Here is a 22,604-nt window from a genome sequence, read left to right as displayed (position 1 = left end):
ATGACGACTCCGCGCCCGTCCCGTGGCGGCCCGCTCTCCGGTGTCCGTGTGGTCGAGCTGGCCGGGATCGGCCCCGGCCCCTTCGCCGCCATGCTGCTCGCCGACCTCGGCGCCGACGTCGTCCGCGTCGACCGGCCCGGCGGCCCCGGCCTCGGTGTCGACCCCGCGTACGACCTCACCAACCGCAACAAGCGCTCGGTTCTCGTCGACCTCAAGGCCGACGGCGGCCCGGACACCGTGCTCGACCTGGTCGAACGGGCCGACGTCCTCGTCGAGGGCTACCGCCCCGGCGTCGCCGAGCGCCTCGGCGTCGGCCCCGAGGCCTGCCTCGCGCGCAACCCGCGGCTCGTCTACGGCCGGATGACCGGCTGGGGCCAGGACGGCCCGCTCGCCGCCACCGCCGGACACGACATCGCCTACCTCGCCCTCACCGGCACCCTCGGCATGATCGGACCCGACCCGGACGGCCCGCCCACCATCCCCGCCAACCTCGTCGGCGACTACGCGGGCGGCTCCCTCTACCTCGTCATCGGCGTCCTCGCCGCCCTCCAGCACGCCCGCGCGCACGGCGAGGGCCAGGTCGTCGACGCCGCCATCGTCGACGGCGCCGCCCACCTCGCCACGATGATCCACGGCATGCTCGCCGCCGGCGGCTGGCAGGACCGGCGCGGGGTCAACCTGCTCGACGGCGGCTGCCCCTTCTACGGGACCTACGAGACCTCCGACGGCGGATACATGGCCGTCGGCGCCCTGGAGCAGCAGTTCTACGACGAGTTCGTCCGGCTCCTCGGCATCGAGGAGACCGCCCCGGCCCGCCGCGACCTCGCCCGCTGGCCCGAGCTGCGCGGCGCCGTCGCCGAGCGCTTCCGTACCCGTACGAGAGAGGAGTGGACGGAGGTCTTCGCGGGCACCGACGCCTGCGTGGCCCCCGTCCTCTCGATGCGCGAGGCGCCCGGCCACCCGCACCTCGCCGCCCGCGGCACCTTCGTCGAGCACGAGGGGCTCGTCCAGCCCGCGCCCGCGCCGCGCTTCTCCGTCACCCCCGGCGCGGTCCGCACCGGGCCCGCCCTGCCGGGCGGCGACACCGAGGAGGTCGCCCGCGACTGGGCCGTACCCGCACTCGTCACCCCCGTATCCGACCCAGCCGCCAAGGAGCAGCAGGCATGAAGCGCCGGCTCTACACCGCCGACCACGAGGCCTTCCGCGAGACCGTCCGCACCTTCCTCGCCAAGGAGGTGCTGCCCCACTACGCGCAGTGGGAGAAGGACGGCATCGTCTCCCGCGAGGTGTGGCGGGCCGCCGGCCGGCAGGGCCTGCTCGGCCTCGCCGTCGACGAGGAGTACGGCGGCGGCGGGAATCCCGACTTCCGTTACAGCGTCGTCCTCGCCGAGGAGTTCACCCGGGCCGGCACGCCCGGCCTCGCCATCGGCCTGCACAACGACATCATCGGGCCCTACCTCACCTCGCTCGCCACCGAGGAACAGAAGCGCCGCTGGCTGCCCGGTTTCTGCAGCGGCGAGACCGTCACCGCCATCGCGATGACCGAGCCCGGCGCCGGCTCCGACCTCCAGGCCATCCGCACCACGGCCGAGGACCACGGCGACCACTGGATCCTCAACGGCTCCAAGACCTTCATCTCCAACGGCATCCTCGCCGACCTGGTGATCGTCGTCGCCAGGACCACCCCGGAGGGCGGCGCCCACGGGCTCTCCCTGCTCGTCGTCGAACGCGGCGCGGCGGGCTTCGAGCGCGGCCGGAACCTCGACAAGATCGGCCAGAAGTCCCAGGACACCGCCGAGCTCTTCTTCCACGACGTCCGCGTCCCCAAGGAGAACCTGCTCGGCGAGCTCAACGGGGCCTTCGTCCACCTGATGACCAACCTCGCCCAGGAACGGCTCGCCATCGCGGTCGCCGCCATCGCCGGCGCCGAACACCTCCTGGAACTCACCACCACCTACGTCAAGGAGCGCGAGGCCTTCGGCCGCCCGCTGGCCAGGCTCCAGCACGTCCGCTTCGAGATCGCCGAGATGGCCACGGAGTGCGCCGTCACCCGTACCTTCCTCGACCGCTGCGTCGAGGAGCACACGGACCCGGACGGCGGCGGGCTCGACGCCGTGCACGCCTCCATGGCCAAGTGGTGGGCCACCGAGCTGCAGAAGAGGGTCGCCGACCGCTGTCTGCAACTGCACGGCGGATACGGCTACATGAGCGAATTCCCGGTCGCCAGGGCCTTCACCGACGGCCGGATCCAGACCATCTACGGCGGGACGACCGAGATCATGAAGGAGATCATCGGCCGCTCCCTGCTCGCCTGACCCGTGGTCCTGGCCCGACCCGAAACCGGGGCCTGACCCCCAACCCCTCGCCCGACCCTCAGTGACTCGCCCGAAAGGCAACACCGTGACCACCGAAGCGTACGTCTACGACGCGATCCGCACCCCGCGCGGCCGCGGCAAGGCCAACGGCGCCCTGCACGGCACCAAGCCGATCGACCTCGTCGTCGGCCTCATCCACGAGATCCGCGCCCGCTTCCCCGGACTCGACCCGGCCGCCATCGACGACATCGTCCTCGGCGTCGTGGGCCCCGTCGGCGACCAGGGCTCCGACATCGCCCGTATCGCCGCCATCGCCGCCGGCCTCCCCGACACCGTCGCCGGCGTCCAGGAGAACCGCTTCTGCGCCTCCGGTCTCGAAGCCGTCAACCTGGCCGCCGCCAAGGTCCGCTCCGGTTGGGAGGACCTGGTCCTGGCCGGCGGCGTCGAGTCCATGTCCCGGGTGCCGATGGCCTCCGACGGCGGTGCCTGGTTCGCCGACCCGATGACCAACATCGCCACCAACTTCGCCCCCCAGGGCATCGGCGCCGACCTCATCGCCACCATCGAGGGCTTCTCCCGGCGCGACGTCGACGAGTACGCCGCCCTCTCGCAGGAGCGCGCCGCCGCAGCCTGGAAGGACGGCCGCTTCGACCGCTCCGTCGTCCCCGTCAAGGACCGCGCCGGACTCACCGTCCTCGACCACGACGAGCACATGCGTCCCGGCACCACCGCCGACTCCCTCGCCCGGCTCAAGCCCTCCTTCGCCGACATCGGCGAGCTCGGCGGCTTCGACGCGGTCGCGCTGCAGAAGTACCACTGGATCGAGGAGATCGACCACGTCCACCACGCGGGCAACTCCTCCGGCATCGTCGACGGCGCCTCCCTCGTCGCCATCGGCTCCCGCGAGGTCGGCGAGCGCCACGGCCTGACCCCGCGCGCCCGGATCGTCTCCGCCGCCGTCTCCGGCTCCGAGCCCACCATCATGCTCACCGGCCCCGCCCCCGCGACCCGCAAGGCGCTCGCCAAGGCCGGACTCACCATCGACGACATCGACCTGATCGAGATCAACGAGGCCTTCGCCGCCGTCGTCCTGCGCTTCGTCAAGGACATGGGCATCTCCCTCGACAAGGTCAACGTCAACGGCGGCGCCATCGCGCTCGGCCACCCGCTCGGCGCCACCGGCGCGATCATCCTCGGCACCCTCGTCGACGAGCTGGAGCGACAGGACAAGCGCTACGGCCTCGCCACCCTCTGCGTCGGCGGCGGCATGGGCATCGCCACGATCGTCGAGCGCGTCGAGCGCTTCTGACCGCCCGGTCCGAACCCTTCTTACGGAGAAGCATCAGCATGAGCGAGAGCACCACCATCCGCTGGGAGCAGGACGAGACCGGCGTCGTCACCCTCGTCCTCGACGACCCCGACCAGTCCGCGAACACCATGAACCAGGCCTTCCGGGCCTCCATCAAGGCGATCGCCGACCGCGCGGTGGCCGAGCAGGACTCCATCCGCGGCATCGTCTACACCTCCGCGAAGAAGACCTTCTTCGCCGGCGGCGACCTCAAGGACATGATCAAGGCCGGACCCGAGGACGCCCAGGCGATCTTCGACACCGCCATCGAGATCAAGGACTCGCTGCGCCGCATCGAGACCCTCGGCAAGCCCGTCGTCGCCGCCATCAACGGCGCCGCGCTCGGCGGCGGCTACGAGATCGCGCTCGCGTCCCACCACCGCGTCGCCCTCGACGCGCCCGGCTCCAAGATCGGCCTGCCCGAGGTCACCCTGGGCCTGCTCCCGGGCGGCGGCGGAGTCGCCCGTACCGTACGCCTCATGGGCATCACCGACGCCCTGCTCAAGGTGCTGCTCCAGGGCACCCAGTACACCCCGAAGCGCGCCCTGGACAACGGCCTCGTCCACGAGCTGGCCGCCACGCCGGAGGAGATGCTCGCCAAGGCCCGCGCCTTCATCGACGCCCACCCCGAGTCCCGGCAGCCCTGGGACGTGCCCGGCTACAAGATCCCCGGCGGCACCCCGTCGAACCCCAAGTTCGCCGCCAACCTGCCGGCCTTCCCCGCCAACCTGCGCAAGCAGCTCAACGGCGCGCCCTACCCGGCTCCGCGCAACATCATGGCCGCGGCCGTCGAGGGCTCCCAGGTCGACTTCGAGACCGCGCTCACCATCGAGAGCCGCTACTTCACCGAGCTGGTCGTCGGCCAGACCGCGAAGAACATGATCCAGGCGTTCTTCTTCGACCTCCAGGCCGTCAACTCCGGCGCCAACCGCCCCCGGGGCATCGAGCCCCGCAAGGTCCGCAAGGTCGCCGTGCTCGGCGCGGGCATGATGGGCGCAGGCATCGCGTACTCCTGCGCCCGCGCCGGCATCGAGGTGGTCCTCAAGGACGTCAGCGGCGAGGCCGCCGCCAAGGGCAAGGGCTACTCCGAGAAGCTGTGTGCCAAGGCCGTCGCCAAGGGCCGCACCACCCAGGAGAAGGCCGACGCGCTGCTCGCCCTGATCACCCCGACCGGCGACGTGGCCGACCTGGCCGGCTGCGACGCCGTCATCGAGGCGGTCTTCGAGGACACCTCCCTCAAGCACAAGGTCTTCCAGGAGGTCCAGCACGTCGTCGAGCCCGACGCGCTGCTCTGCTCCAACACCTCCACCCTGCCCATCACGGACCTCGCCGAGGGCGTCGAGCGGCAGACCGACTTCATCGGCCTGCACTTCTTCTCGCCCGTCGACAAGATGCCGCTCGTCGAGATCATCAAGGGCGAGCGCACCGGTGACGAGGCCCTGGCCCGCGCCTTCGACCTGGTCCGCCAGATCAACAAGACGCCGATCGTCGTCAACGACTCGCGCGGCTTCTTCACCTCCCGGGTGATCGGCCACTTCATCAACGAGGGCGTCGCCATGGTCGGCGAGGGCGCCGAGCCCGCCTCCGTCGAGCAGGCCGCCGCCCAGGCCGGCTACCCGGCGAAGGTCCTCTCCCTCATGGACGAGCTGACCCTCACCCTGCCCCGCAAGATCCGCAACGAGACGCGCAAGGCCGTCGAGGAGGCCGGCGGCACCTGGATCGCGCACCCCGGCGAGATCGTCATCGACCGCATGGTCGACGAGTTCGGCCGCCCGGGCCGCAGCGGCGGCGCCGGCTTCTACGAGTACGGCGAGGACGGCAGGCGCGGCAGGCTGTGGCCGGGCCTGCGCGAGCACTTCACCAAGCCCGAGGTCGAGATCCCGTTCCGCGACATGCAGGAGCGGATGCTCTTCGCGGAGGCCCTGGACACCGTCCGCCTCCTGGAGGAGGGCGTCCTGACCTCCGTCGCGGACGCCAACATCGGCTCCATCCTGGGCATCGGCTTCCCCGCGTGGACCGGCGGCGTGCTCCAGTACATCAACGGCTACGACGGCGGCGCCGGCGGAGAGGTCGGCGTCGCCGCCTTCGTGGAGCGGGCGCGCGAGCTGGCGGCCACGTACGGCGAGCGGTTCAACCCGCCGGCCCTCCTGGTGGAGAAGGCCCAGCGGGGCGAGGTCTTCACCGACGCCTGAGCCGACGGGCGGGCGGGCTCGCACAGACGGCTGGGCCTGCCCCGACGGCCGGGCGTCCCGAGCCGAAGGCCGGGTCGGCCCTGACCGACGGGCGGGCGGCCCGAACCGGCGGCCGGGTGACGCCTCAGCCGTCACGGGCTCCTGAAGGCGGTCCTCAGCTCCTCCCTGAGCGACCGCTGGAAGGCCGTGACCAGGGCCTGGACCACCATCGGCTGCATGTGCGCCGAGAGCGACTTCATCGCCGTCAGGTGGTCCGGGTCCGCGCCGCTCTCCCGGTACGGGTTCCACACCTGCTCCTGGAACAGCCGGGCCAGCTCCTGCGCCGCGCTGCGCGCGTGTTCCAGGAGCACGGTCCGGGAGGCGAGGATCGTCTCGTGCTCGATGGGCACGTCGAGCAGCTCGACGCCGAGCCGCAGCAGGGAGCCGTCGAGCCGGAACACGTCCGGGTCCAGCCCCCTGTCGAGCACGCCCATCGCCGCCAGCCGGTCCACGTCGCGGTCCGCGAGCGGACGCCCCGCCCGGCGCTCCAGCTCCTGCCGGGTGATCGCCTCGGCGGACTCCGGCGCCCACGAGGCCACCAGGGCCCGGTGGATCGCCAGGTCCTGGGCGCTCAGATCGGCCGGCAACTGCTCCAGATAGCGTTCGATCGCGGCGAGCGTCATGCCCTGCCGCTGCAGCTCCTCGATCAGGGCGAGCCGCGACAGGTGCGCCGGCCCGTAGTGCCCCACCCGGCGCGGCCCGATGACGGGCGGCGGAAGCAGCCCCCGAGTCCCGTAGAACCGCACGGTCCGCACGGTCACCCCGGCCCGCGCGGCCAGCTCGTCCACCGTGTAGGCCGGCGCTGCGGCCTGCTCGTCGCTCGCGTGCTCCATGGTTCAACAGTATTGCTGTCTCACCACCGCTGTAAAAGACATGGGGCGATGTCAGTGGCGGCTCGTACGGTGGGTCCATGAGCGTGATCGAGTACGTACGGGGGGACGCCACCGCGCCGCAGGGCAAAGGCGTCAAGATCATCGCCCACGTCTGCAACGACCTGGGCGGCTGGGGCAAGGGCTTCGTGCTGGCCGTCTCGCGGCGCTGGCCCGAGCCCGAGGCGGCCTTCCGCCGCTGGCACCGCGAGCGCGCGGGGAACGACTTCGGTCTCGGGGCGGCCCAGTTCGTCCAGGTGGAGCCGTACGTGTGGGTGGCCAACCTGGTCGGGCAGCGGGGGATACGGACGGGGCGGAGCAGCGGGGTGCCGGTGCGGTACGAGGCGATCGACGCCGCGCTCGCGCTGCTCGCCGACCGGGCGGCGGAGCTCGGGGCCTCCGTGCACATGCCCCGGATCGGCTGCGGGCTCGCGGGCGGGAAGTGGTCGCGGGTCGAGCCGCTGATAGCCGAGCGGCTGGTGGCGCGGGGGATACCGGTCACGGTGTACGACTTCGGGGCGTAGGCAGTATGCGGGGCCCGGTCCGGCCCCCGGGGGAAGAGGGCGCTGGGCGGACGCTAGAGTCAGGCGCCTGTTCGAATTCAGGCGCGAGGCAGGGGGAGGCGCATGCAGGCGCAACTCAGGGAGACGGCCACCGAGTTGGCCCGACTCCTGTGGCGGGAGCACACCGTGTACCGCGAACGCGACGGCGGTGTGGTGATCCGGGGCGAGCACGTGCGGCGGTGGATCAGTCTGTCGCCGACCGGAGGCAAGGACCAGGCGCGGGTCCGAGCCGGCCGGATCCTCGACGGCGGGACGACCGCGCCCGCCCGGCTCGAGGTCGTGGTGGACCTGACCTCAGGCACCGGCGAGCTGGCCGCGGTCTGCCGCCGGCTGCTCGCGGAGACCGCCGCCGAGGCCGCGCCCTCGACGGCCGGGACCTCCCGGCCGGCGAGGAAGGCGAGGCCCGCGAAGAGCAGGCCGGTCCGGCCGGGCAAGGGGCGCCACACCGGCGTCGGCTCGTGGGTGATCCTGCTGTGCGTGGGGGGCGTCGTCGCCCTCTGGGCGTACAGCGTCTTCGGCGGCGCGTACTAGGGGACCGCCGGCGTACGGGGCGGGCCGAAGGGCCCGGATGTCCCCGGATGTTTGCGGACGTCCCCGCATCTTCACGCGCGACGGCGCCGTGAGCTCCGCACGAGCCCACGGCGCCGCCGCTGTCTGTCGTCTGCCGTCAGGCGTCTGCCGTCAGCTGTCTGCAGTCCGCTGTATGCCGTCAGCCGTCAGCCGTCAGCCGTCAGCCGTCAGCCGTCAGCCGTCTGCCTTCCGCCTTCCGCCTTCCGGCAGGGTCAGCCCGCCGAGTAGCCCGTCACCGGGTAGTGGTCGCTCAGGTTCGTGTACGTGTAGCGCGTGCCCCAGCTAGAGACGGTCCACGGCGCGCTCTGCTCCGGGATCACGTTGTTCGTCCAGCCCGCCGGGCGGGCGTGACCGGCGCGGAACAGGACGTAGTCGAGGTCCTCGCGCGGGTCGGTCGGGTAGCGGTCGTGCGCGATCGAGTTGAGCGTCGTGTCGAAGGAGTACGGGTGACCAGTGCGGGCGTCCGCGCCGGCCAGGCCCGCGTCGGCGAGCATCGTGTCGTACTCGGGCGTCCGCGAGTCCACGTTCATGTCGCCCGCGACGATCACCTGCTCGCCCGCCGGGATGTTCTTGGCGTCGAGGAAGGCGTCGATGTTCTTGAACTGCCGGCTGCGCATCTGCGCCGCCTCGCCCGCCGAGCAGCCCGGGTCGGTGGACTGGGCGTGGGTGCCGACCACGTGCACCTTGGTGCCGTTGACGTCGAGGACCGTGTAGACGAAGCCCTTGTTCGAGTACCAGTCGGCGCCGCAGGCGTCCTTGTAGACGTACTGCTCCTTGCGGACGATCGGCCACTTGCTGAGGACCGTCACGCCCCCGTCCTCCGGCGTCGTGGCGGAGTAGGCGCCGCTCGTGGCGTCCCAGCCCGTCTTGGAGCGTCCCATGACCGGCGTCTGGTACGGGTACTGGGCGGCCGCCTTGCTCTTGAGCGCCTCGGAGGAGGAGTTGTCGAAGGCCTCCTGGAGCACGACCACGTCGTTGCCCTGGAAGAAGGACGCCGCGGGGATCGCCGCGGCCCGGTGGTCCTGGCCCCAGTTCGGGTACAGGGTCTTCGAGAACAGGAAGACGTTGTACGTCAGCACCTTCAGGTTCGGCGTCGCGGCGGTGGCCGCGGTGTCGGCGGCCGAGGCGGAGGGGGCGGCGACGGCCAGGGTGGTGGCGGCGAGCGCGGCCGAGAGTGCGGCGCCGGGTATGCGGCGGAGCGCGGTGGAACGCACGATGAACTCCCAAATGAGGGTGGGGGGTTGGACCGGGCGCCGCACATCAAATCAGCCGTGGTTACCTTCCGGTAGCCTTTGGGTGCCGCGAATATTGCGCAGCTCGCACGAACACACCAACTCTCCGGCGCCTCCCCGGTATCTGCCTGAATTGAGAGTTTTGCGACCAGGTAGGATGCGCGCATGACCCTCGCGCAGAACTCGCAGATCTTCCCCACCGACCTGGGACCGCTCAACCCCGTCTGGGCCGAGCTCATCCTCGGCGCCGTCCTCTTCGGCCTGACCTTCCTGATCCTGGCCAAGGGGATCCTGCCGAAGATCAAGCGCACGCTCGCCGAGCGTGAGGACGCCATCGACGGCGGCACCGAGCGTGCCGACGACCTGCGTGCCGAGGCCACCGCCATCCGCGAGCAGTACGAGGCCGAGCTCGCCGAGGCCCGCCACGACGCCGCGCGCATCCGCGCCCAGGCCACCGAGGAGGGCTCCCAGGCCATCGCCGCCGCCCGCGCCGAGGGCATCGCCGAGCGCGAGCGCATCCTCGCCTCCGGTCACGAGCAGATCGCCGTCGAGCGCGAGGCCGCCGAGCGCGAGCTCGCCGGTGACGTCGACGCCTGGGCCCGCTCCCTGGCCGGCCGCATCGTCGGCGAGCCGGTCGGCGCCGACCGCGCCTGACGCACCACGCACATCCGCAGGGGCCGCGCCCCGGGCCGTTCCGACAGGCCCGGGCCGCGGCCCCGGGTCGTATCCAGGCGGGGTGCGCCGCGGGCCGGGCATCCGTGCGAGCGGACGCCTTGCCCGCCGCGCGGGACCCGGGCAGCCTGGGAGAACGAGAGGGACACCGCGTTGACGGACCACGACGACCACGCGCCGCACGGACCGACGGCACCGCGCACACCCGCCGGACCGGCGACGCAGCACGGGCAGGTGGCACACACACCCGCCGGGCCGACGGAGTCGCACGGACCGACGGCACCGCGCACACCCGCCGGGCCGACGGAGTCGCACGCACCGGCGGCGTCGCGCGCACCCGCAGGGCCGGCGGCCTCGCGTACGCCGGGAGCCCCGTCCGCCCCGCGCCCGTCCCCGGACCCGGAGCCGGCTCCCGCCGGGGTCGCGGGGATCGCCGGGGCAGCCGGGGTAGCCGCTCCCGCGGGTGCCGCGCCTCCCGGGCGGGCCGGAGCCTCCGCGGTACCGGGAGTGGCAGCGCGCCCGCGGGCCGCCCGCCCGGAGCCCGTGCCGCCGCCCGTCGGCGGCGTGCTGTGGACCGTCGCCGGGGACGTCCGGGCCCTGCTCATGCTGCCCGCGGCGCTCACCATGCAGGTCGCCCACCCCGCCATCGGCGCCGGAGTCGACGACCACTCCGTCTTCCGCACCGACCCGTGGGGCCGCGGCGAGCGCTCGCTGCGCTCCCTCCAACTGTGGATCTACGGCGGCGAGCGGGCCGCCGAAGAAGGCCGCAGGCTGCGCGCGCTCCACAAGGAGATCCAGGGCACCGACGCCCACGGCCGCCGATACCACGCGCTCGACCCCGCCTACTACGCGTGGGTGCACGCCACCGGTTTCCCCGTGTACCGCCACGGCCTGAGCTACCTCGCCCGCCCCCTCACCGAGGCCCAGGAGCGGCGGCTGTACGCGGAGTGGCTCCAGGTCGGCCGGGTGCTCGGCATCCACGACCGCGACATGCCGCAGTCGATCGAGGAGTTCTGGCCGTACTACCGCCGGGTCCTCGACGAGGAGCTGGAGGCCACCGCCGTCGTCCGCGAACTGGTCGCCACGGACGTGCCCGTACCTGCCCCGGACCGCGGTCCGCTGCCCGTACGGCTCGCCCTCGCCGCCCTGTGGCCGCTGCTCCGCGGTCCCTTCCTCCGAGCCCGCGCCTTCCTCACCGTCGGGCTCATGCCGCCGGAGGCCCGCGCCGCCATCGGCCTGGAGTGGTCCCCGGCCCAGGAGCGCCGGCTGCGCCGCCTCACCCGTGTCGTACGAACCGTCGTGCCCGTGCTCCCCGAGCGTCTGCGCTACCTCCCGCTGGCCCGCGAGGCCCGGGCGAAGGCCCGCCGCGAGGCGCGGCGGTCCTAGGCCGTCTCTCCCGGATCTTGGCCGGTCCGCGGCCTGTCCGGCCCCGATCCCGAAAGAAGCGGCCTAGGCTGCGGGATTCCGGTCCGTGCGGCGGAAGGCCGTCCGGTAGGCGCTCGGGCGGTGGCCCGTGTGACGGGCGAAGAGGGCGGCGAAGGTGCCGGGGTCCCGGTAGCCGACGGCCGCGGCGACGGCGGCGACGGTGCGGTCGGTGGTCTCCAGGAGGTGACGGGCGCGGCGGACCCGGGAGGCCTGCAGATGTGCCAGCGGGCTGCGCCCGGTCTCCTCGGCGAAGCGGCGAAGCAGCGTGCGGCTGCTGACCCGGAAGGCGGCGGCGAGCGCGGCGAGGTCGTACCGCTCGGCGAGGTTCTGGTCGAGCCGCCGCATGACCCGCTGGGAGAAGTCGCCGCCCGGCTGGGGGAGGAGCCTGGGGTCGACGTACGGGCTCTGGGAGCTGCGGGCGTCGTCGACGAGCGCCACCCGTGCGGTGGTCCTGGCCACCCGGGCGCCGCCGTGCCGGCGGATCAGGTCAAGCGCGAAGTCGTACATGGCGGTGAAGGCGGCGGTGGTCGTCACGCCCGTGTCGGTGACGACGAGCTGCTCCGGCCGGACGTCCGCGCCGGGGCAGCGCCGGGCCAGCTCGTCGGCGTACAGCCAGGACGTGGTGGCGCGGCGCCGGTCGAGCAGTCCCGCCTCGGCGAGCAGGAACGCGCCGACGCAGAGGGACACGACGGCGGTGCCGGCGGCGGCCCGCGTGCGGATCACCGCGATCTCGGGTGCGAGCCGGGCGAGGCGTTCGTCGAGGTCCGTGTTCGGGAGGAGTTCGAAACCCGGCACGACGAGGACGTCGACCTCGCGCGGCGGACGCACGTCCAGGCTCGTGCCGCCCGAAGCGGTGACCCGGCGACGGGGCGAGAGGACCGACACCTGGTAGCCGGGCGCGTCGGGTCCGGCGACGTGCGCGGCCATCGTCAGCAGGTCGGGGATCCCGTACACCTCGGAGGCGAAACAGCCCGGGTAGGCGAGGACACCGACCCGCAGCGCCCCGGTCCCGGAGCCAGGAGCTGGACGCTCCTCAGCGCGAGAGCGAGGAACCCGAGGCTCCTCCGCCGCGGGGTCACGACCCCGACGCTCTTCCGCCCTGGGGTCACGACCCCGACGCTCTTCCGCCCTGGGGTCACGACCCCGACGCTCTTCCGCCCTGGGGTCACGACCCCGATGCTCCTCCGCCGCGGAGTCACGACCCCGACGCTCTTCCGCCCGCCGCGTCGGCTCTTTCATCGTCCCCCGCTCCGTGATCGTCCCTCCGTCACCGTCACCGTCACCGTCACCGCCCCGCCAACGCCACCCCGTCCCCCCGCCCGTATTCCCGCCCCCCGCCCCCCGCCCGCCCCCTCCGACCGGTCGTCGCGTGGCGAGATTACCCCCGGGCTCGGCGATCCAGCCCCTCAACGGACCGCCGGGCACCGGGCCACGCTGTGCCCATGACCGACGATCCGATCAGCGACTTCACCCGCCGGAGCATGACCGTGGAGGGGGTGGAGAAGACGGTGTACGTGGCCGGGGCCGGGCCCGCGGTCGTGCTGCTGCCCGAGATGCCCGGCATCAGCCCCGACGTCCTGCGGCTCGCGCGCTGGGTGCGGGACGCCGGCTTCACCGTCCACGTGCCCTCCCTGTTCGGGACGGACGGTGCCCACCCCACCGTCGAGGGCGGCCGGGAGGTCGTCCGCCGCGCCTGTGCCAGCGCGGAGTTCCGCGCCTTCGCCGGAGGCGGCACCAGCCCCGTCACGTCGTGGCTCCGCGGCCTGGCGCGCCAGGCCCACGCCGCGTGCGGCGGGCCCGGGGTGGGGGCGATCGGCCTGTGCTTCACCGGCAACTTCGCCCTCGCCATGGCCCTGGAGCCGGCGGTGCTCGCCCCGGTGGTGAACCACCCGTCGCTGCCGCTCGACGACCCGGGCGGGCTCGAACTCGACGCCGAGGACGCGCGCGCCGTGCGCGACCGGCTCGCCCGCGACGGACTCACCGTCCTCGCCTACCGCTTCGAGGGCGACCGCTGGTGCACGGGACAGCGCTTCGCCGCCTACCGAGCGCTGCTCGGCGACTCCTTCGACGGGCGCGTCCTCCCGGACGCCGCCGCCAACCCGGCTCCGCCGCCCTTCTTCGCCGGCCTGGTCGGCACCCCGCACAGCGTCGTGACCGCCCATCTCGTCGACGAGGCCGGCCATCCCACGCTCCGGGCCAGGGACGAGATCCTCGCCTTCCTCGCCGAACGCCTGTACCCGCAGGATGCCTGACGTCCGGTCATCCCCCCGTGCCGAGCGCTGCCAGGTAGTCGTCGACGAGTTCGGTCTGGCGCTCCGGCGGGAAGGCCGTCGGGCTGAGCAGGGCCTGGACCACCAGGCCGAGGGCGAAGGAGTGCGCGCCGGCCGCCAGACGGCCGGGATCGCCCGGCGGGAGCTCGCCCCGCTCCTGCGCCGTCGCGATCAGCTCGGCGAGCCGGGCCCGGCCGCGGGCGTACCGGGCGGCGTGGTCCTCGCTCAGGCCGGGGTCCGCGAGCGCGGTGTCCCAGGAGGAGACCCAGATCCGGTTGCTCGCCGTGGCCTCGGGCGTCAGCGGCAGGACGTCCAGGAGTGCGGCCCGTACGGCGGCGAGCCCCGTCCCTCCGGCGCGGCGGGGGCGGGAGGTGGTGCGCTCGTCGAGCAGGTCGAGGGCGTGCCGGACCAGGTCGCGTTTGGCCGGAAAGTAGTGGGTCAGCAGGCCGGTGGTGGCACCCAGCTCGGCGGCGACGGCGCGCAGCGTGAGCCCGCCGAAGCCCCGGGCGGCGAGGACCCGCCAGACCGCTTCGGAGACCTCGCGGCGCCGGGCCTCGTGGTCGCCCTTGGATCGTGCCATGCTGCTACCGTAATGGCCATAACGCTTGTTGTGTAAATGAGGTCCTCATGTTCGCCCTCCCGCTCCGGGACAACGCCGAGCTCCGTCCGCTGGAGGCCCGGCACGCCGAGGAGTTCGCCGCCCACCTGGACCGGGCGCGCGAGCACATCCGGCCGTGGGTCGGGCAGGCCTTCGTCACCGACGGCGTCGAGGGGGCCCGGGGCACCCTGGTCCGCTACGGCGAGCGCCAGGCGGCCGACGGCGGCCGTCTCTACGGCATCTGGCTCGACGGCACCCTGGTCGGCGGCGTGATGTTCACGGCCTTCGACGCCGCCGGCGGCAGCTGCGAGCTCGGCTGCTGGCTCGAACCCGCGGGCGAGGGCCACGGCCTGGTCACCCGGGCCTGCGCCGTCCTGCTCGACTGGGCCCTCGTCGAGCGCGGCCTGCACCGCGCCGAGTGGCACTGCCGCGCCGACAACGCCCGCAGCTCCGCGGTGGCCGAGCGCCTCGGCATGACGCTGGAGGGCACCCGGCGCGAGTCCTGGCCCTACGGCGGCACCCGTCACGACCAGCAGCTGTGGGGCATCCTCGCCCGGGAGTGGCGGGCCCGTCGCACCTGACCGGCGGCGCGGCGCGGACACCGGTCGGCGCCCGTACCGCCCGGCGACCCCGGACGACGAGAAGGCGCCTCCGTCCCGCCCGACCGCGGGACGAAGGCGCCGGTCCGCGCGCGCCACGGCGCGCCGGTCACGCGTCAGTGCGCGCCGGTCACGCGTCAGTGCGCGTCGTGCTCGTGGACCGTGTTCGTCTCCGCGATCTTCTTCCACGACTTCGGCTGCACCGGCTTCACGGCCTTCGCGCCGGGCGCCGTGCGGACGGTCGGCGCCGCCTGCGGAGCCGCCGCGAGACCCGCCTCGGCGGCCGTCGGCGCCGAGGGCTTCACCGGCTGGTAGAGCCAGGTGTCGAAGAGCCCGGCGAGCGGCTTGCCCGAGACCCGCTCCGCGTACTTCACGAAGTCGGCCACGCGCGCGTTGCCGTACGCGTTCTCCTGCGGCCAGCCCTTGAGGATCGCGAAGAAGTCCTCGTCGCCGATCTCGTTGCGCAAGGCCTGGAGCGCCAGCGCGCCCCGGTCGTACACGGCGATGTGGAACTGGTCGTCTGCGCCCGGGTCGCCCGGCTTCACCGTCCAGAACGGGTCGTCCGCCGCACGCGTCTGGTAGACGTAGTCGGCGAGCTCCTGGGCCGTGCCCTCGCCCTCCTTCTCCGACCACAGCCACTGGCTGTAGCGCGCGAAGCCCTCGTTGACCCAGATGTCCTTCCAGTCGGCGACCGACACGCTGTCGCCGTACCACTGGTGGGCCAGCTCGTGGACGACGACCGAGACGTTCGCACCGTTGGCGAACTGCCGCGGGCTGTAGAACGGCCGGGTCTGCGTCTCCAGGGCGTAGCCGCTGGTCACGTTCGGGACGTAGCCCCCGAGGGAGTTGAAGGGGTACGGGCCGAAGACCGACTCCAGCCACTCCGCGACCTCGGTGGTCCGCTCGATCGAGGCGCGCGCCGAGCCCGCGTTGTCGCCGAGGTCCTTGCTGTAGGCGTTGAGGACCGGAAGGCCGTTCGCCGTCTTGTCCGTGGTGATGTCGAACTTGCCCACCGCGAGCGTGGCGAGGTACGTCGCCTGCGGCTTGTTGGAGCGCCAGTTGTAGCGCGTCCAGCCCAGCCGGGAGGACTGCGACTGCAGGACGCCGTTGCTGATCGCCTGCGTGCCGTCCGGCACCGAGACCGAGACGTCGAAGGTGGCCTTGTCCAGCGGGTGGTCGTTGGACGGGAACCACCAGACGGCCGAATCCGGCTCCTGCGCCGCCACTCCGCCGTCCGGAGTGCGGTGCCAGGCCGTCCAGCCACCGATCTTCAGCTCCGACGGCTTCCCCGCGTAACGCACCACGACCGAGACCGGCTTGTTCTTCTCGAGCGGGACGGCCGGGGTGACCTCCAGCTCGTGGTCGCCGGACGTGGCGAACTTCGCGACGCGGCCGTTCACCCGTACCTCGCTGACCTTGAGGCCCAGGTCGAGGTTGAAGCGGGAGAGGTTCTGCCTGGTGGTGGCGAGGATCGTCGCCGTGCCCTCCAGCAGGTCCGTCGCGGGCTGGTACTTCAGCCGCAGGTCGTAGTGGGAGACGTCGTAACCGCCGTTACCGCTGGCGGGGTAGTAGGAGTCGCCGATGCCCGGCGCGCCCACCTGGAAGTCGGCCGCCGATGCCGGGATCGCCAGCAGCAGGGAGGCCGCGAGGGCGCTCGGGACGATGATTCTGCGGTGCACAGGTGCTCCCCAAGTCATAAGAAACGTAAGACGCACGGGTGGTCGTCGGTCCTTAGTGCGACACTATTCAGACCACCGACGGGCCGTCACGTCCAGAGCACCGCCCGTCACATGATCGCCATTCGGCCGACATGAACCGCCCGTACCGCTTGTCCGTGACGGCACTCTTTTGCGCAGGAGTCGACCGGGGTACGTTCCGCCCCATGCCGATGACGACCCGCACCCTCCGCACCCCCCGGCGCGCGCTCCTTGTCACGGCGGGCGTCGCCGCCCTCGGTCTGCCGCTGCTGGCCGCCCCCAACGAGGCGGCAGGCAGCGCGCTCCCGCCGCCCGCGCCGCGCACCGGCTTCGAGGAGAGCGGCGGCGCCCGGTGGACCGGCGAGGACGAGGAGACGGCCTTCCTGGCCGCCGTCGACCGGGCGAGCGCCCGCCTGTCCGTCCGCACCATCGGCAGCACCGCGCAGGGCCGCCCCCTGCGGCTCGCCACCCTCGGCACCGGTCCGACGACCGTGCTCCTCATCTGCTCCCAGCACGGCGACGAACCCTCGGGCCGGGAAGCCTGTCTGAGCACCCTGCGCGACCTCGCGTACGACCGCGGCCGGGAGACACGGCGCTTCCTGGCCCGCACCACCCTCCTCGTGGTGCCGACCGCCAACCCCGACGGCCGCGAGGCGAACACCCGGGGCAACAGCGACGGCATCGACATCAACCGCGACCACCTCGTCCTGCGCACCGCCGAGGCCCGGGCACTCGCCGCCGTGATCCGCGACCGCCGCCCCGAACTCGTCTACGACCTCCACGAGTACGGCGCCACCCCGCCCTACTACGACAAGGAACTGCTGGCCCTCTGGCCGCGCAACCTCAACACCGACCCGGCGGTCCACGAGGAGTCCCAGGGCCTCTCCGAGTCGTACGTGCGCCCCGCCGCCGGACTCGCCGGCTTCAGCACCGGCATCTACGGCATCTGGACCGACCCCTTCACCGGCAAGCCGGTCAAGCAGGTCGCCGGCGACGGCCAGGAGCGCATCCTGCGCAACACCGCGGGCGTCAAGCACGCGGTCGGACTGCTCGTGGAGACCCGCGAGGACGCGCTCGACCCGGCGGAGAAGGACGACCCGGCCCTCAACCACCGCCGCCGGGTCACCACCCAACGGGCCGCCCTCAAGGGTGCGTTCGCCTACCTCGACGAGCGCCGGGGCCGGCTGACGGCGGCCACCGCGCACGCACGCGTGACGGGCTTCGCCGACCGCGGCCCGGTCCTCCTCGGCGGAGCCGACAACGACCCGGCCGAACCCACCGAGATCCTCCAGGACCCGCCCTGCGCCTACCGGCTGACGGCGGTTCAGTACGCCGGCGTGGCCGACGAACTGGAGCTGCACGGCGTCGTCGTGCGCGCCGTGGACGGCGGCGGGGTGCTCGTCCCGCTGCGTCAGTCGCAACGCGCGCTCGTCCCGCTGCTGCTCGACCCGCGCGCCGGGTACGGACTCACTCGCGGAGAGCCTGTGGAGAGGTGTTGAGGAGGCGGTGAGCGCCGTCAGCCACGGCGTGATCGATGATCATTCCGGGTTATGGTTACCCACCGGTATTGACCATACCTGAACGGGCCCGCAGGGCCCGGAAGTTGGAGAGAACCATGACGAACGCGACGCCGCTGCGCCGCACCCTGTCGGCCCTGGCCGCCACGACGCTGCTGGCCGGGGGCCTGCTGCTCGGCCAGGCCGCGACCGCACCGGCCGCCCAGGCGGCCGGCCGGGCGGTCATCTGCAAGCCCGCGGAGCTGCGCCAGGACGCCGCGGACCTGCGTGCCAAGGCCGCCAAGCTCGACCGAATGGGCGAGAAGGCCGCCGCCCGCAAGGCCCGCGCCCAGGCCGCCGCCCTGGAGCGGAAGGCCAAGGCCTGCGAGGACGCGGACGACTCCGCGGCCAAGCCGTTCCCGCGCTGAGCAGGACGGAGCCGCGTCGGCCCTGAGCCGACGCGGCCGCACCTCGTGTGACACGACGCCCGCCCCGGAGCCGTACGGCCCCGGGGCGGGCGCCTTCGCGCGGCGGCCGGGGCGGTCAGGCCAGGGCCGCCGCCGCTGCCGTCGCTGGGGTGGTCAGGTCCGGTTCGTCACCGTCGGCCCGCCGGGCCGGTCGGATCCGGTTCGCCGTTGCCGTTGCCGTTGCCGTTGCCGTCGTCGCCGTCGCCGTCGCCGTCGCCGTCGCCGTCGCCGTCGCCGTCGCCGCTGCCGTCGCCGGCTCCGCCGGGCCGGTCAGCTCAGATCCGGTCCGCCGCCGTCGCCAGCTCCGCCACCCGGTCCGCGCAGCCCCAGGCCACCGTGACGCCCGCGCCGCCGTGACCGTAGTTGTGCACGAGGGTCCCGCCGCCCGCCAGCGGCTCGGACTCCAGGCGTACCCCGCCCACCCGGGCCGGGCGCAGGCCCACCCGGTGGCCCAGGACCCGGGCGTCCGCGAGCTCGGGCAGGATGCGGGCACACCGCTCGACGATCGCCTCGGCCGTCGCCCCGTCGGGATCCGTGCGCTCGTCGTCCTCCTCGGCCGTACCGCCCAGGATCAGCCGCCCCGGCTGCGGGAAGAAGTACGTCGTCTCGCTGGACGCCCCGTCCGCCGCCGTGAACCAGGCCTCCACGCCCGGGTTCTCCACCAGCACCAACTGGCCGCGCACCGCCCGCATCCCGGCATCGCCCACGAACTCCCGCGCGCCGAGCCCCGTGCAGTTCACCACCACCGGCGCACACGCGCCCGCCTCGGCGGGACCCGCCGCCGTACGCCGCTCGAACCGCACGCCCAGCTCCGCCGCACGCCCGCGCAGCCAGCCCAGGTGCACCGGCATGTCGATCAGCGGGAGCCGGGCCGCGAGCCCGACCCCGTACGGCCCCGGCACCTCCTCCGCCGGCAGCCGGCGCAGCCCACCGACCTCGCCTGCCCAGCCGCCGAGACCGGCCAGCTCGGTGTCGGCGTGCACGCCCGGCACGAACCGCACGCCCGTCCCGTCCGGATCGGCGGCCAGCTCCTCGTACACGCGCAGCGAGGCCAGCGCCCACGCGCCGGCCTCGGCCGCGGGCTCGATCCGGTACGGCCACCACAAGGCACCCGCCACCGCCGACGTGGTCTCCGTCGCCTCGTCCCGCGACCAGACCCTGACCCGCAGCCCGCGCTCGGCCAGCCGGACCGCCGTCGTCAGTCCGACGACGCCGCCGCCCACCACGATCACCTCGCTGTCCATGCCCGGACCGTACACGCGCCCCCACGTCCCCGTGGCCGGCACGTAGGATTCGTGCCCTGATGACTGCCACTCTCGTCGCCAAGAACCTCGCCGCCGGCCACGGCGAACGCTCCCTCTTCTCCGGGCTCGACCTCGTCGTGGCCCCCGGAGACGTGATCGGCCTCGTCGGTGTCAACGGCGCCGGCAAGTCCACGCTGCTCAGGCTGCTCGCGGGCCTCGAGACGCCCGAGGACGGGGAGCTGCGGCTCTCGCCGCCCACCGCCGCCGTCGGCCACCTCCCGCAGGAGCCGGAGCGGCGCGAGGGCGAGACCGTGCGGGAGTTCCTGGCCCGCCGCACCGGCGTCGCCGCCGCCCAGGCCGCGATGGACGAGGCCACCCAGGGCCTCGTCGACGGCGCGCCCGGCGCCGACGACGCGTACGCCGTCAGCCTGGAGCGCTGGCTCGACCTCGGCGGCGCCGACCTCGACGAGCGTGCCGAGGAGGTCGCGGACTCCCTCGGCCTCACCGTCGGCCTCGACCAGCCGATGACCGGCCTCTCCGGCGGCCAGGCCGCCCGCGCCGGACTCGCCTCGCTGCTCCTCTCCCGCTACGACGTCTTCCTCCTCGACGAGCCCACGAACGACCTCGACCTCGAAGGCCTGGAGCGTCTGGAGGCCTTCGTGAAGGGCCTGCGCGCCGGCACCGTCGTCATCAGCCACGACCGCGAGTTCCTCACCAGAACCGTCACCAAGGTCCTCGAACTCGACCTGGCCCAGCAGCAGATCACCCTCTACGGCGGCGGTTACGAGGCCTACCTGGAGGAGCGGGCCACCTCCCGCCGCCACGCCCGCGAGGACTACGAGGAGTACGCCGACAAGAAGGCCTCCCTCGAAGCGCGCGCCCTCATGCAGCGAAACTGGATGGACAAGGGCGTCCGCAACGCCCGCCGCAAGGCCACCGACAACGACAAGATCGGGAAGAAGCTGCGCGGCGAGTCCAGCGAGAAGCAGGCGGCGAAGGCCCGCCAGACCCAGCGCATGATCGAGCGCCTGGACGTCGTCGAGGAGCCCCGCAAGGAGTGGGAGCTGCGCATGGAGATCGCCGCCGCGCCGCGCTCCGGCGCCGTCGTGGCGACCCTGCGCGAGGCCGAGGTGCGCCGCGGCGACTTCACCTTCGGGCCCGTCACGCTCCAGATCGACTGGGCCGACCGGGTCGCCATCACCGGCGCCAACGGAGCCGGCAAGTCCACCCTGCTCGCCGCGCTGCTCGGCCGGCTGCCGCTGGACGCGGGCGACGCGGCCCTCGGCCCCGGTGTCCTCGTCGGCGAGGTCGACCAGGCCCGCAAGCTGTTCCACGGCACCGAGTCCCTGCTCGAAGCCTTCTGCGCCGCCGTGCCCGAGACCGAGCCGGCGGAGGTGCGCACCCTGCTCGCCAAGTTCGGCCTCAAGGCCGACCACGTGCTGCGGCCCGCCACCACGCTCTCGCCCGGCGAGCGCACCCGGGCCGCGCTGGCCCTGCTCCAGGGCCGGGGAGTGAACCTGCTCGTCCTCGACGAGCCGACCAACCACCTCGACCTGCCGGCGATCGAGCAGCTGGAGTCGGCCCTCGACTCGTACGACGGCACGCTGCTGCTCGTCACCCACGACCGACGCATGCTGGACGCCGTCCGGACGACCCGGCGCGTCGAGGTCGCGGACGGAAAGGTCACCGAGCTCTGATGCCCGCCGAGCCAGGCGCGCCCTCCGGCGCGCCCTCCGGCGCGCCCTCAGGCATGCCCTCCGGCACGGCCTTCGGTGTGCCCGCTTCCCCCACGGCCGCCGTCTCCTTCGGCTGGGGACCGGTCGAGGCCCGTGCCCTGCTCCCCGTCGCGGCCTGCGTGGTCGTCCTGGACGTGCTGTCGTTCACGACCGCCGTCGGCGTCGCCGTCGAGGCGGGCACCGCCGTCCTCCCGTACCGCTGGCGGGACGAGAGCGCCGTGGCGTACGCGCGGGAGAAGGGCGCGGCCCTCGCCGTCGGCCGGAGCGAGGCAACCGCGGCGCACCCGTGGTCGCTCTCACCGGCGGCCCTGCGCGCCGCGCCCGCGCCCGAGCGGCTCGTGCTGCCCTCGCCGAACGGCTCCACCATCGCGGCGGAGGCCGCGGCCGGGCGGACGGCCGTCGTGGCCGCCTCACTGCGCAACGGCACCGCCGTCGCCCACTGGCTCGCCCAGCACGGCTACGGAACCGCCGACCGCCCCGTCGCGGTGATCGCCTCCGGCGAGCGTTGGCCCGACGGCTCCCTGCGCCCCGCCCTGGAGGACCTGCTGGGGGCCGGCGCGGTCCTGGCCGCCCTGCGCGAGGCGGGCGCAGCCACCCTGAGTCCCGAGGCGACCGCGGCGGCCACGCTGTGGGCGGCCACGGAGGACCCGGTCGCCGCCTTGCACGGCTGCGACTCGGGCCGTGAACTGTACGCGTACGGCTATCCGCAGGACGTGGAGGTGGCCGCCGAGATCGACGCGTCCGCCGTGGTACCCGTCCTCGTGGACGGCGCATTCCAGGAGGCACCATGACCGACGACCGTGTGACCCGGCTCATCGAGATGCTGGACGACCTCGAGGCCGACGTCGACGAGACGATCGACCTCGCCGACGAGATCGCGGCGACGGGCGACCGCGACCTGCTCCCGCGCCTCGAAGCCGAACTCGACCGGGCGGTCGCCGACCGCAACTCCTACGCCCGCGAGCTCCTCGGCGGTGTCGTCGCCGCCCTCGGCGGTACGGAACGGCTCCCGGTCCTCGTCCGGGCCTCGGCCGTCGACCTGGGCGACGACCAGGACGGCCTGGCCGCCGAGATCGTCGACCTCGTCCAGGCCGACCCGAACACCGCCCAGCGCCTGCTCCGCCCCCTCACCGAGGACGACGACCTCTCGGTGGCCAACCGCGCCGACTGGGCCCTGCGCTTCGTGCCGTGACACGCGCGAGCCGGTGAGGGCCCGGTCGACCGCCGTCGACCGGGCCCTCGCGCGGTCCGGTCCCGCGTTCCGGGACGAGA

General features: G+C 73.6%; 21 protein-coding genes. 15 read left to right on the top strand and 6 right to left on the bottom strand.

Annotated features, from left to right (window positions below):
* The 4 genes from ACFY8W_RS06445 to ACFY8W_RS06430 all read left to right on the top strand — a co-directional run bounded on the left by ACFY8W_RS06445 (position 1) and on the right by ACFY8W_RS06430 (position 5,855).
* Positions 1–1,167 carry a CoA transferase gene (locus ACFY8W_RS06445; RefSeq protein WP_391100952.1) on the top strand — a complete coding sequence of 389 codons (1,167 nt, stop codon included), beginning with the start codon at positions 1–3 and terminating at the stop codon, positions 1,165–1,167.
* Positions 1,164–2,315: an acyl-CoA dehydrogenase family protein gene (locus ACFY8W_RS06440; RefSeq protein WP_391100950.1), complete on the top strand. Its 1,152-nt coding sequence runs from the start codon at positions 1,164–1,166 to the stop codon at positions 2,313–2,315. The genes ACFY8W_RS06445 and ACFY8W_RS06440 overlap by 4 nt, the downstream gene beginning before the upstream one ends.
* An 85-nt stretch (positions 2,316–2,400) precedes the next feature.
* Entirely contained in the window at positions 2,401–3,624 is a 1,224-nt protein-coding gene (locus ACFY8W_RS06435) for an acetyl-CoA C-acetyltransferase (RefSeq protein ID WP_391100948.1), read from the top strand.
* Between the two features lie 38 nt (positions 3,625–3,662).
* Positions 3,663–5,855: a 3-hydroxyacyl-CoA dehydrogenase NAD-binding domain-containing protein gene (locus ACFY8W_RS06430; protein WP_391100946.1), complete on the top strand. Its 2,193-nt coding sequence runs from the start codon at positions 3,663–3,665 to the stop codon at positions 5,853–5,855.
* Between the two features lie 131 nt (positions 5,856–5,986).
* Here the strand turns inward: ACFY8W_RS06430 and ACFY8W_RS06425 are convergent, their stop codons facing one another.
* Positions 5,987–6,727, bottom strand: a complete 741-nt coding sequence (locus tag ACFY8W_RS06425; RefSeq protein WP_391100944.1) for a MerR family transcriptional regulator — start codon at positions 6,725–6,727, stop codon at positions 5,987–5,989.
* Between the two features lie 77 nt (positions 6,728–6,804).
* On the opposite strand from ACFY8W_RS06425, the gene ACFY8W_RS06420 reads away from it, so the two are divergent.
* Together ACFY8W_RS06420 and ACFY8W_RS06415 are read left to right on the top strand one after the other, a co-directional pair.
* A complete protein-coding gene (locus tag ACFY8W_RS06420) occupies positions 6,805–7,287 on the top strand; it encodes an Appr-1-p processing protein (RefSeq protein ID WP_391100942.1) in 483 nt (160 codons plus the stop codon).
* 102 nt (positions 7,288–7,389) lie between these two features.
* Positions 7,390–7,857 carry a hypothetical protein gene (locus ACFY8W_RS06415; RefSeq protein WP_391100939.1) on the top strand — a complete coding sequence of 156 codons (468 nt, stop codon included), beginning with the start codon at positions 7,390–7,392 and terminating at the stop codon, positions 7,855–7,857.
* A gap of 251 nt (positions 7,858–8,108) precedes the next feature.
* On the opposite strand, the gene sph is transcribed toward ACFY8W_RS06415, so the two are convergent.
* Positions 8,109–9,110 carry a sphingomyelin phosphodiesterase gene (gene sph / locus ACFY8W_RS06410; RefSeq protein WP_391100937.1) on the bottom strand — a complete coding sequence of 334 codons (1,002 nt, stop codon included), beginning with the start codon at positions 9,108–9,110 and terminating at the stop codon, positions 8,109–8,111.
* A gap of 183 nt (positions 9,111–9,293) precedes the next feature.
* On the opposite strand from sph, the gene ACFY8W_RS06405 reads away from it, so the two are divergent.
* Complete coding sequence (locus ACFY8W_RS06405) at positions 9,294–9,782, top strand: hypothetical protein (RefSeq protein WP_391100934.1); 489 nt, start codon at positions 9,294–9,296, stop codon at positions 9,780–9,782.
* A gap of 525 nt (positions 9,783–10,307) precedes the next feature.
* Positions 10,308–11,186: an oxygenase MpaB family protein gene (locus tag ACFY8W_RS06400; RefSeq protein WP_391100932.1), complete on the top strand. Its 879-nt coding sequence runs from the start codon at positions 10,308–10,310 to the stop codon at positions 11,184–11,186.
* A 63-nt stretch (positions 11,187–11,249) separates the two neighbouring features.
* Here the strand turns inward: ACFY8W_RS06400 and ACFY8W_RS06395 are convergent, their stop codons facing one another.
* Positions 11,250–12,179, bottom strand: a complete 930-nt coding sequence (locus ACFY8W_RS06395) for a helix-turn-helix domain-containing protein (RefSeq protein WP_391100930.1) — start codon at positions 12,177–12,179, stop codon at positions 11,250–11,252.
* 488 nt (positions 12,180–12,667) lie between these two features.
* Between ACFY8W_RS06395 and ACFY8W_RS06390 the strand changes: the two genes are divergently transcribed.
* Positions 12,668–13,477 (top strand): dienelactone hydrolase family protein, encoded by an 810-nt coding sequence (locus ACFY8W_RS06390; protein ID WP_391100927.1) that lies wholly within the window; start codon positions 12,668–12,670, stop codon positions 13,475–13,477.
* Between the two features lie 7 nt (positions 13,478–13,484).
* Here ACFY8W_RS06390 and ACFY8W_RS06385 read toward each other — a convergent pair whose 3' ends face one another.
* Entirely contained in the window at positions 13,485–14,075 is a 591-nt protein-coding gene (locus ACFY8W_RS06385) for a TetR family transcriptional regulator C-terminal domain-containing protein (protein ID WP_391100925.1), read from the bottom strand.
* A gap of 47 nt (positions 14,076–14,122) precedes the next feature.
* On the opposite strand from ACFY8W_RS06385, the gene ACFY8W_RS06380 reads away from it, so the two are divergent.
* Positions 14,123–14,674 (top strand): GNAT family N-acetyltransferase, encoded by a 552-nt coding sequence (locus ACFY8W_RS06380; RefSeq protein ID WP_391100923.1) that lies wholly within the window; start codon positions 14,123–14,125, stop codon positions 14,672–14,674.
* Between the two features lie 155 nt (positions 14,675–14,829).
* Here ACFY8W_RS06380 and ACFY8W_RS06375 read toward each other — a convergent pair whose 3' ends face one another.
* Positions 14,830–16,371: a M1 family aminopeptidase gene (locus ACFY8W_RS06375; RefSeq protein WP_391100921.1), complete on the bottom strand. Its 1,542-nt coding sequence runs from the start codon at positions 16,369–16,371 to the stop codon at positions 14,830–14,832.
* Positions 16,372–16,580: 209 nt separating this feature from the next.
* On the opposite strand from ACFY8W_RS06375, the gene ACFY8W_RS06370 reads away from it, so the two are divergent.
* Both ACFY8W_RS06370 and ACFY8W_RS06365 read left to right on the top strand, forming a co-directional pair.
* Complete coding sequence (locus tag ACFY8W_RS06370; RefSeq protein ID WP_391101749.1) at positions 16,581–17,888, top strand: M14 family zinc carboxypeptidase; 1,308 nt, start codon at positions 16,581–16,583, stop codon at positions 17,886–17,888.
* Positions 17,889–18,004: 116 nt separating this feature from the next.
* Positions 18,005–18,313 (top strand): hypothetical protein, encoded by a 309-nt coding sequence (locus ACFY8W_RS06365; RefSeq protein WP_391100919.1) that lies wholly within the window; start codon positions 18,005–18,007, stop codon positions 18,311–18,313.
* A gap of 314 nt (positions 18,314–18,627) precedes the next feature.
* On the opposite strand, the gene ACFY8W_RS06360 is transcribed toward ACFY8W_RS06365, so the two are convergent.
* Positions 18,628–19,596 carry an FAD-dependent oxidoreductase gene (locus tag ACFY8W_RS06360; protein WP_391100917.1) on the bottom strand — a complete coding sequence of 323 codons (969 nt, stop codon included), beginning with the start codon at positions 19,594–19,596 and terminating at the stop codon, positions 18,628–18,630.
* A gap of 59 nt (positions 19,597–19,655) precedes the next feature.
* Between ACFY8W_RS06360 and abc-f the strand changes: the two genes are divergently transcribed.
* The 3 genes from abc-f to ACFY8W_RS06345 are packed head-to-tail and all read left to right on the top strand — an operon-like array spanning position 19,656 to position 22,524.
* Positions 19,656–21,293, top strand: a complete 1,638-nt coding sequence (gene abc-f / locus ACFY8W_RS06355; RefSeq protein WP_391100914.1) for a ribosomal protection-like ABC-F family protein — start codon at positions 19,656–19,658, stop codon at positions 21,291–21,293.
* Positions 21,293–22,123: a 2-phosphosulfolactate phosphatase gene (locus ACFY8W_RS06350; RefSeq protein WP_391100911.1), complete on the top strand. Its 831-nt coding sequence runs from the start codon at positions 21,293–21,295 to the stop codon at positions 22,121–22,123. Before abc-f ends, ACFY8W_RS06350 begins: the two co-directional genes overlap by 1 nt.
* The gene (locus ACFY8W_RS06345; protein ID WP_391100908.1) at positions 22,120–22,524 is read left to right on the top strand and encodes a hypothetical protein; all 405 of its coding nucleotides are present in this window, start codon (positions 22,120–22,122) and stop codon (positions 22,522–22,524) included. The genes ACFY8W_RS06350 and ACFY8W_RS06345 overlap by 4 nt, the downstream gene beginning before the upstream one ends.
* The last annotated feature ends 80 nt before the right edge of the window (positions 22,525–22,604 follow it).

Origin of the sequence: Streptomyces sp. NPDC012637 (assembly GCF_042954805.1) — a bacterium.
Lineage (GTDB): Bacteria > Actinomycetota > Actinomycetes > Streptomycetales > Streptomycetaceae > Streptomyces.
This window is presented reverse-complemented; position numbering and strand designations above follow the sequence as displayed.

What these genes read in the sequence shown, in the direction of transcription:
- ACFY8W_RS06390 (WP_391100927.1), top strand. Translation starts at nt 12,668, where the DNA reads ATGACCGACGATCCGATCAGCGACTTCACCCGCCGGAGCATGACCGTG.
- ACFY8W_RS06385 (WP_391100925.1), bottom strand. Translation starts at nt 14,075, where the DNA reads ATGGCACGATCCAAGGGCGACCACGAGGCCCGGCGCCGCGAGGTCTCC.
- ACFY8W_RS06425 (WP_391100944.1), bottom strand. Translation starts at nt 6,727, where the DNA reads ATGGAGCACGCGAGCGACGAGCAGGCCGCAGCGCCGGCCTACACGGTG.
- ACFY8W_RS06415 (WP_391100939.1), top strand. Translation starts at nt 7,390, where the DNA reads ATGCAGGCGCAACTCAGGGAGACGGCCACCGAGTTGGCCCGACTCCTG.
- ACFY8W_RS06440 (WP_391100950.1), top strand. Translation starts at nt 1,164, where the DNA reads ATGAAGCGCCGGCTCTACACCGCCGACCACGAGGCCTTCCGCGAGACC.
- ACFY8W_RS06345 (WP_391100908.1), top strand. Translation starts at nt 22,120, where the DNA reads ATGACCGACGACCGTGTGACCCGGCTCATCGAGATGCTGGACGACCTC.
- ACFY8W_RS06380 (WP_391100923.1), top strand. Translation starts at nt 14,123, where the DNA reads ATGTTCGCCCTCCCGCTCCGGGACAACGCCGAGCTCCGTCCGCTGGAG.
- ACFY8W_RS06360 (WP_391100917.1), bottom strand. Translation starts at nt 19,596, where the DNA reads ATGGACAGCGAGGTGATCGTGGTGGGCGGCGGCGTCGTCGGACTGACG.
- ACFY8W_RS06445 (WP_391100952.1), top strand. Translation starts at nt 1, where the DNA reads ATGACGACTCCGCGCCCGTCCCGTGGCGGCCCGCTCTCCGGTGTCCGT.
- abc-f (WP_391100914.1), top strand. Translation starts at nt 19,656, where the DNA reads ATGACTGCCACTCTCGTCGCCAAGAACCTCGCCGCCGGCCACGGCGAA.
- ACFY8W_RS06370 (WP_391101749.1), top strand. Translation starts at nt 16,581, where the DNA reads ATGACGACCCGCACCCTCCGCACCCCCCGGCGCGCGCTCCTTGTCACG.
- ACFY8W_RS06365 (WP_391100919.1), top strand. Translation starts at nt 18,005, where the DNA reads ATGACGAACGCGACGCCGCTGCGCCGCACCCTGTCGGCCCTGGCCGCC.
- ACFY8W_RS06420 (WP_391100942.1), top strand. Translation starts at nt 6,805, where the DNA reads ATGAGCGTGATCGAGTACGTACGGGGGGACGCCACCGCGCCGCAGGGC.
- ACFY8W_RS06350 (WP_391100911.1), top strand. Translation starts at nt 21,293, where the DNA reads ATGCCCGCCGAGCCAGGCGCGCCCTCCGGCGCGCCCTCCGGCGCGCCC.
- ACFY8W_RS06405 (WP_391100934.1), top strand. Translation starts at nt 9,294, where the DNA reads ATGACCCTCGCGCAGAACTCGCAGATCTTCCCCACCGACCTGGGACCG.
- ACFY8W_RS06430 (WP_391100946.1), top strand. Translation starts at nt 3,663, where the DNA reads ATGAGCGAGAGCACCACCATCCGCTGGGAGCAGGACGAGACCGGCGTC.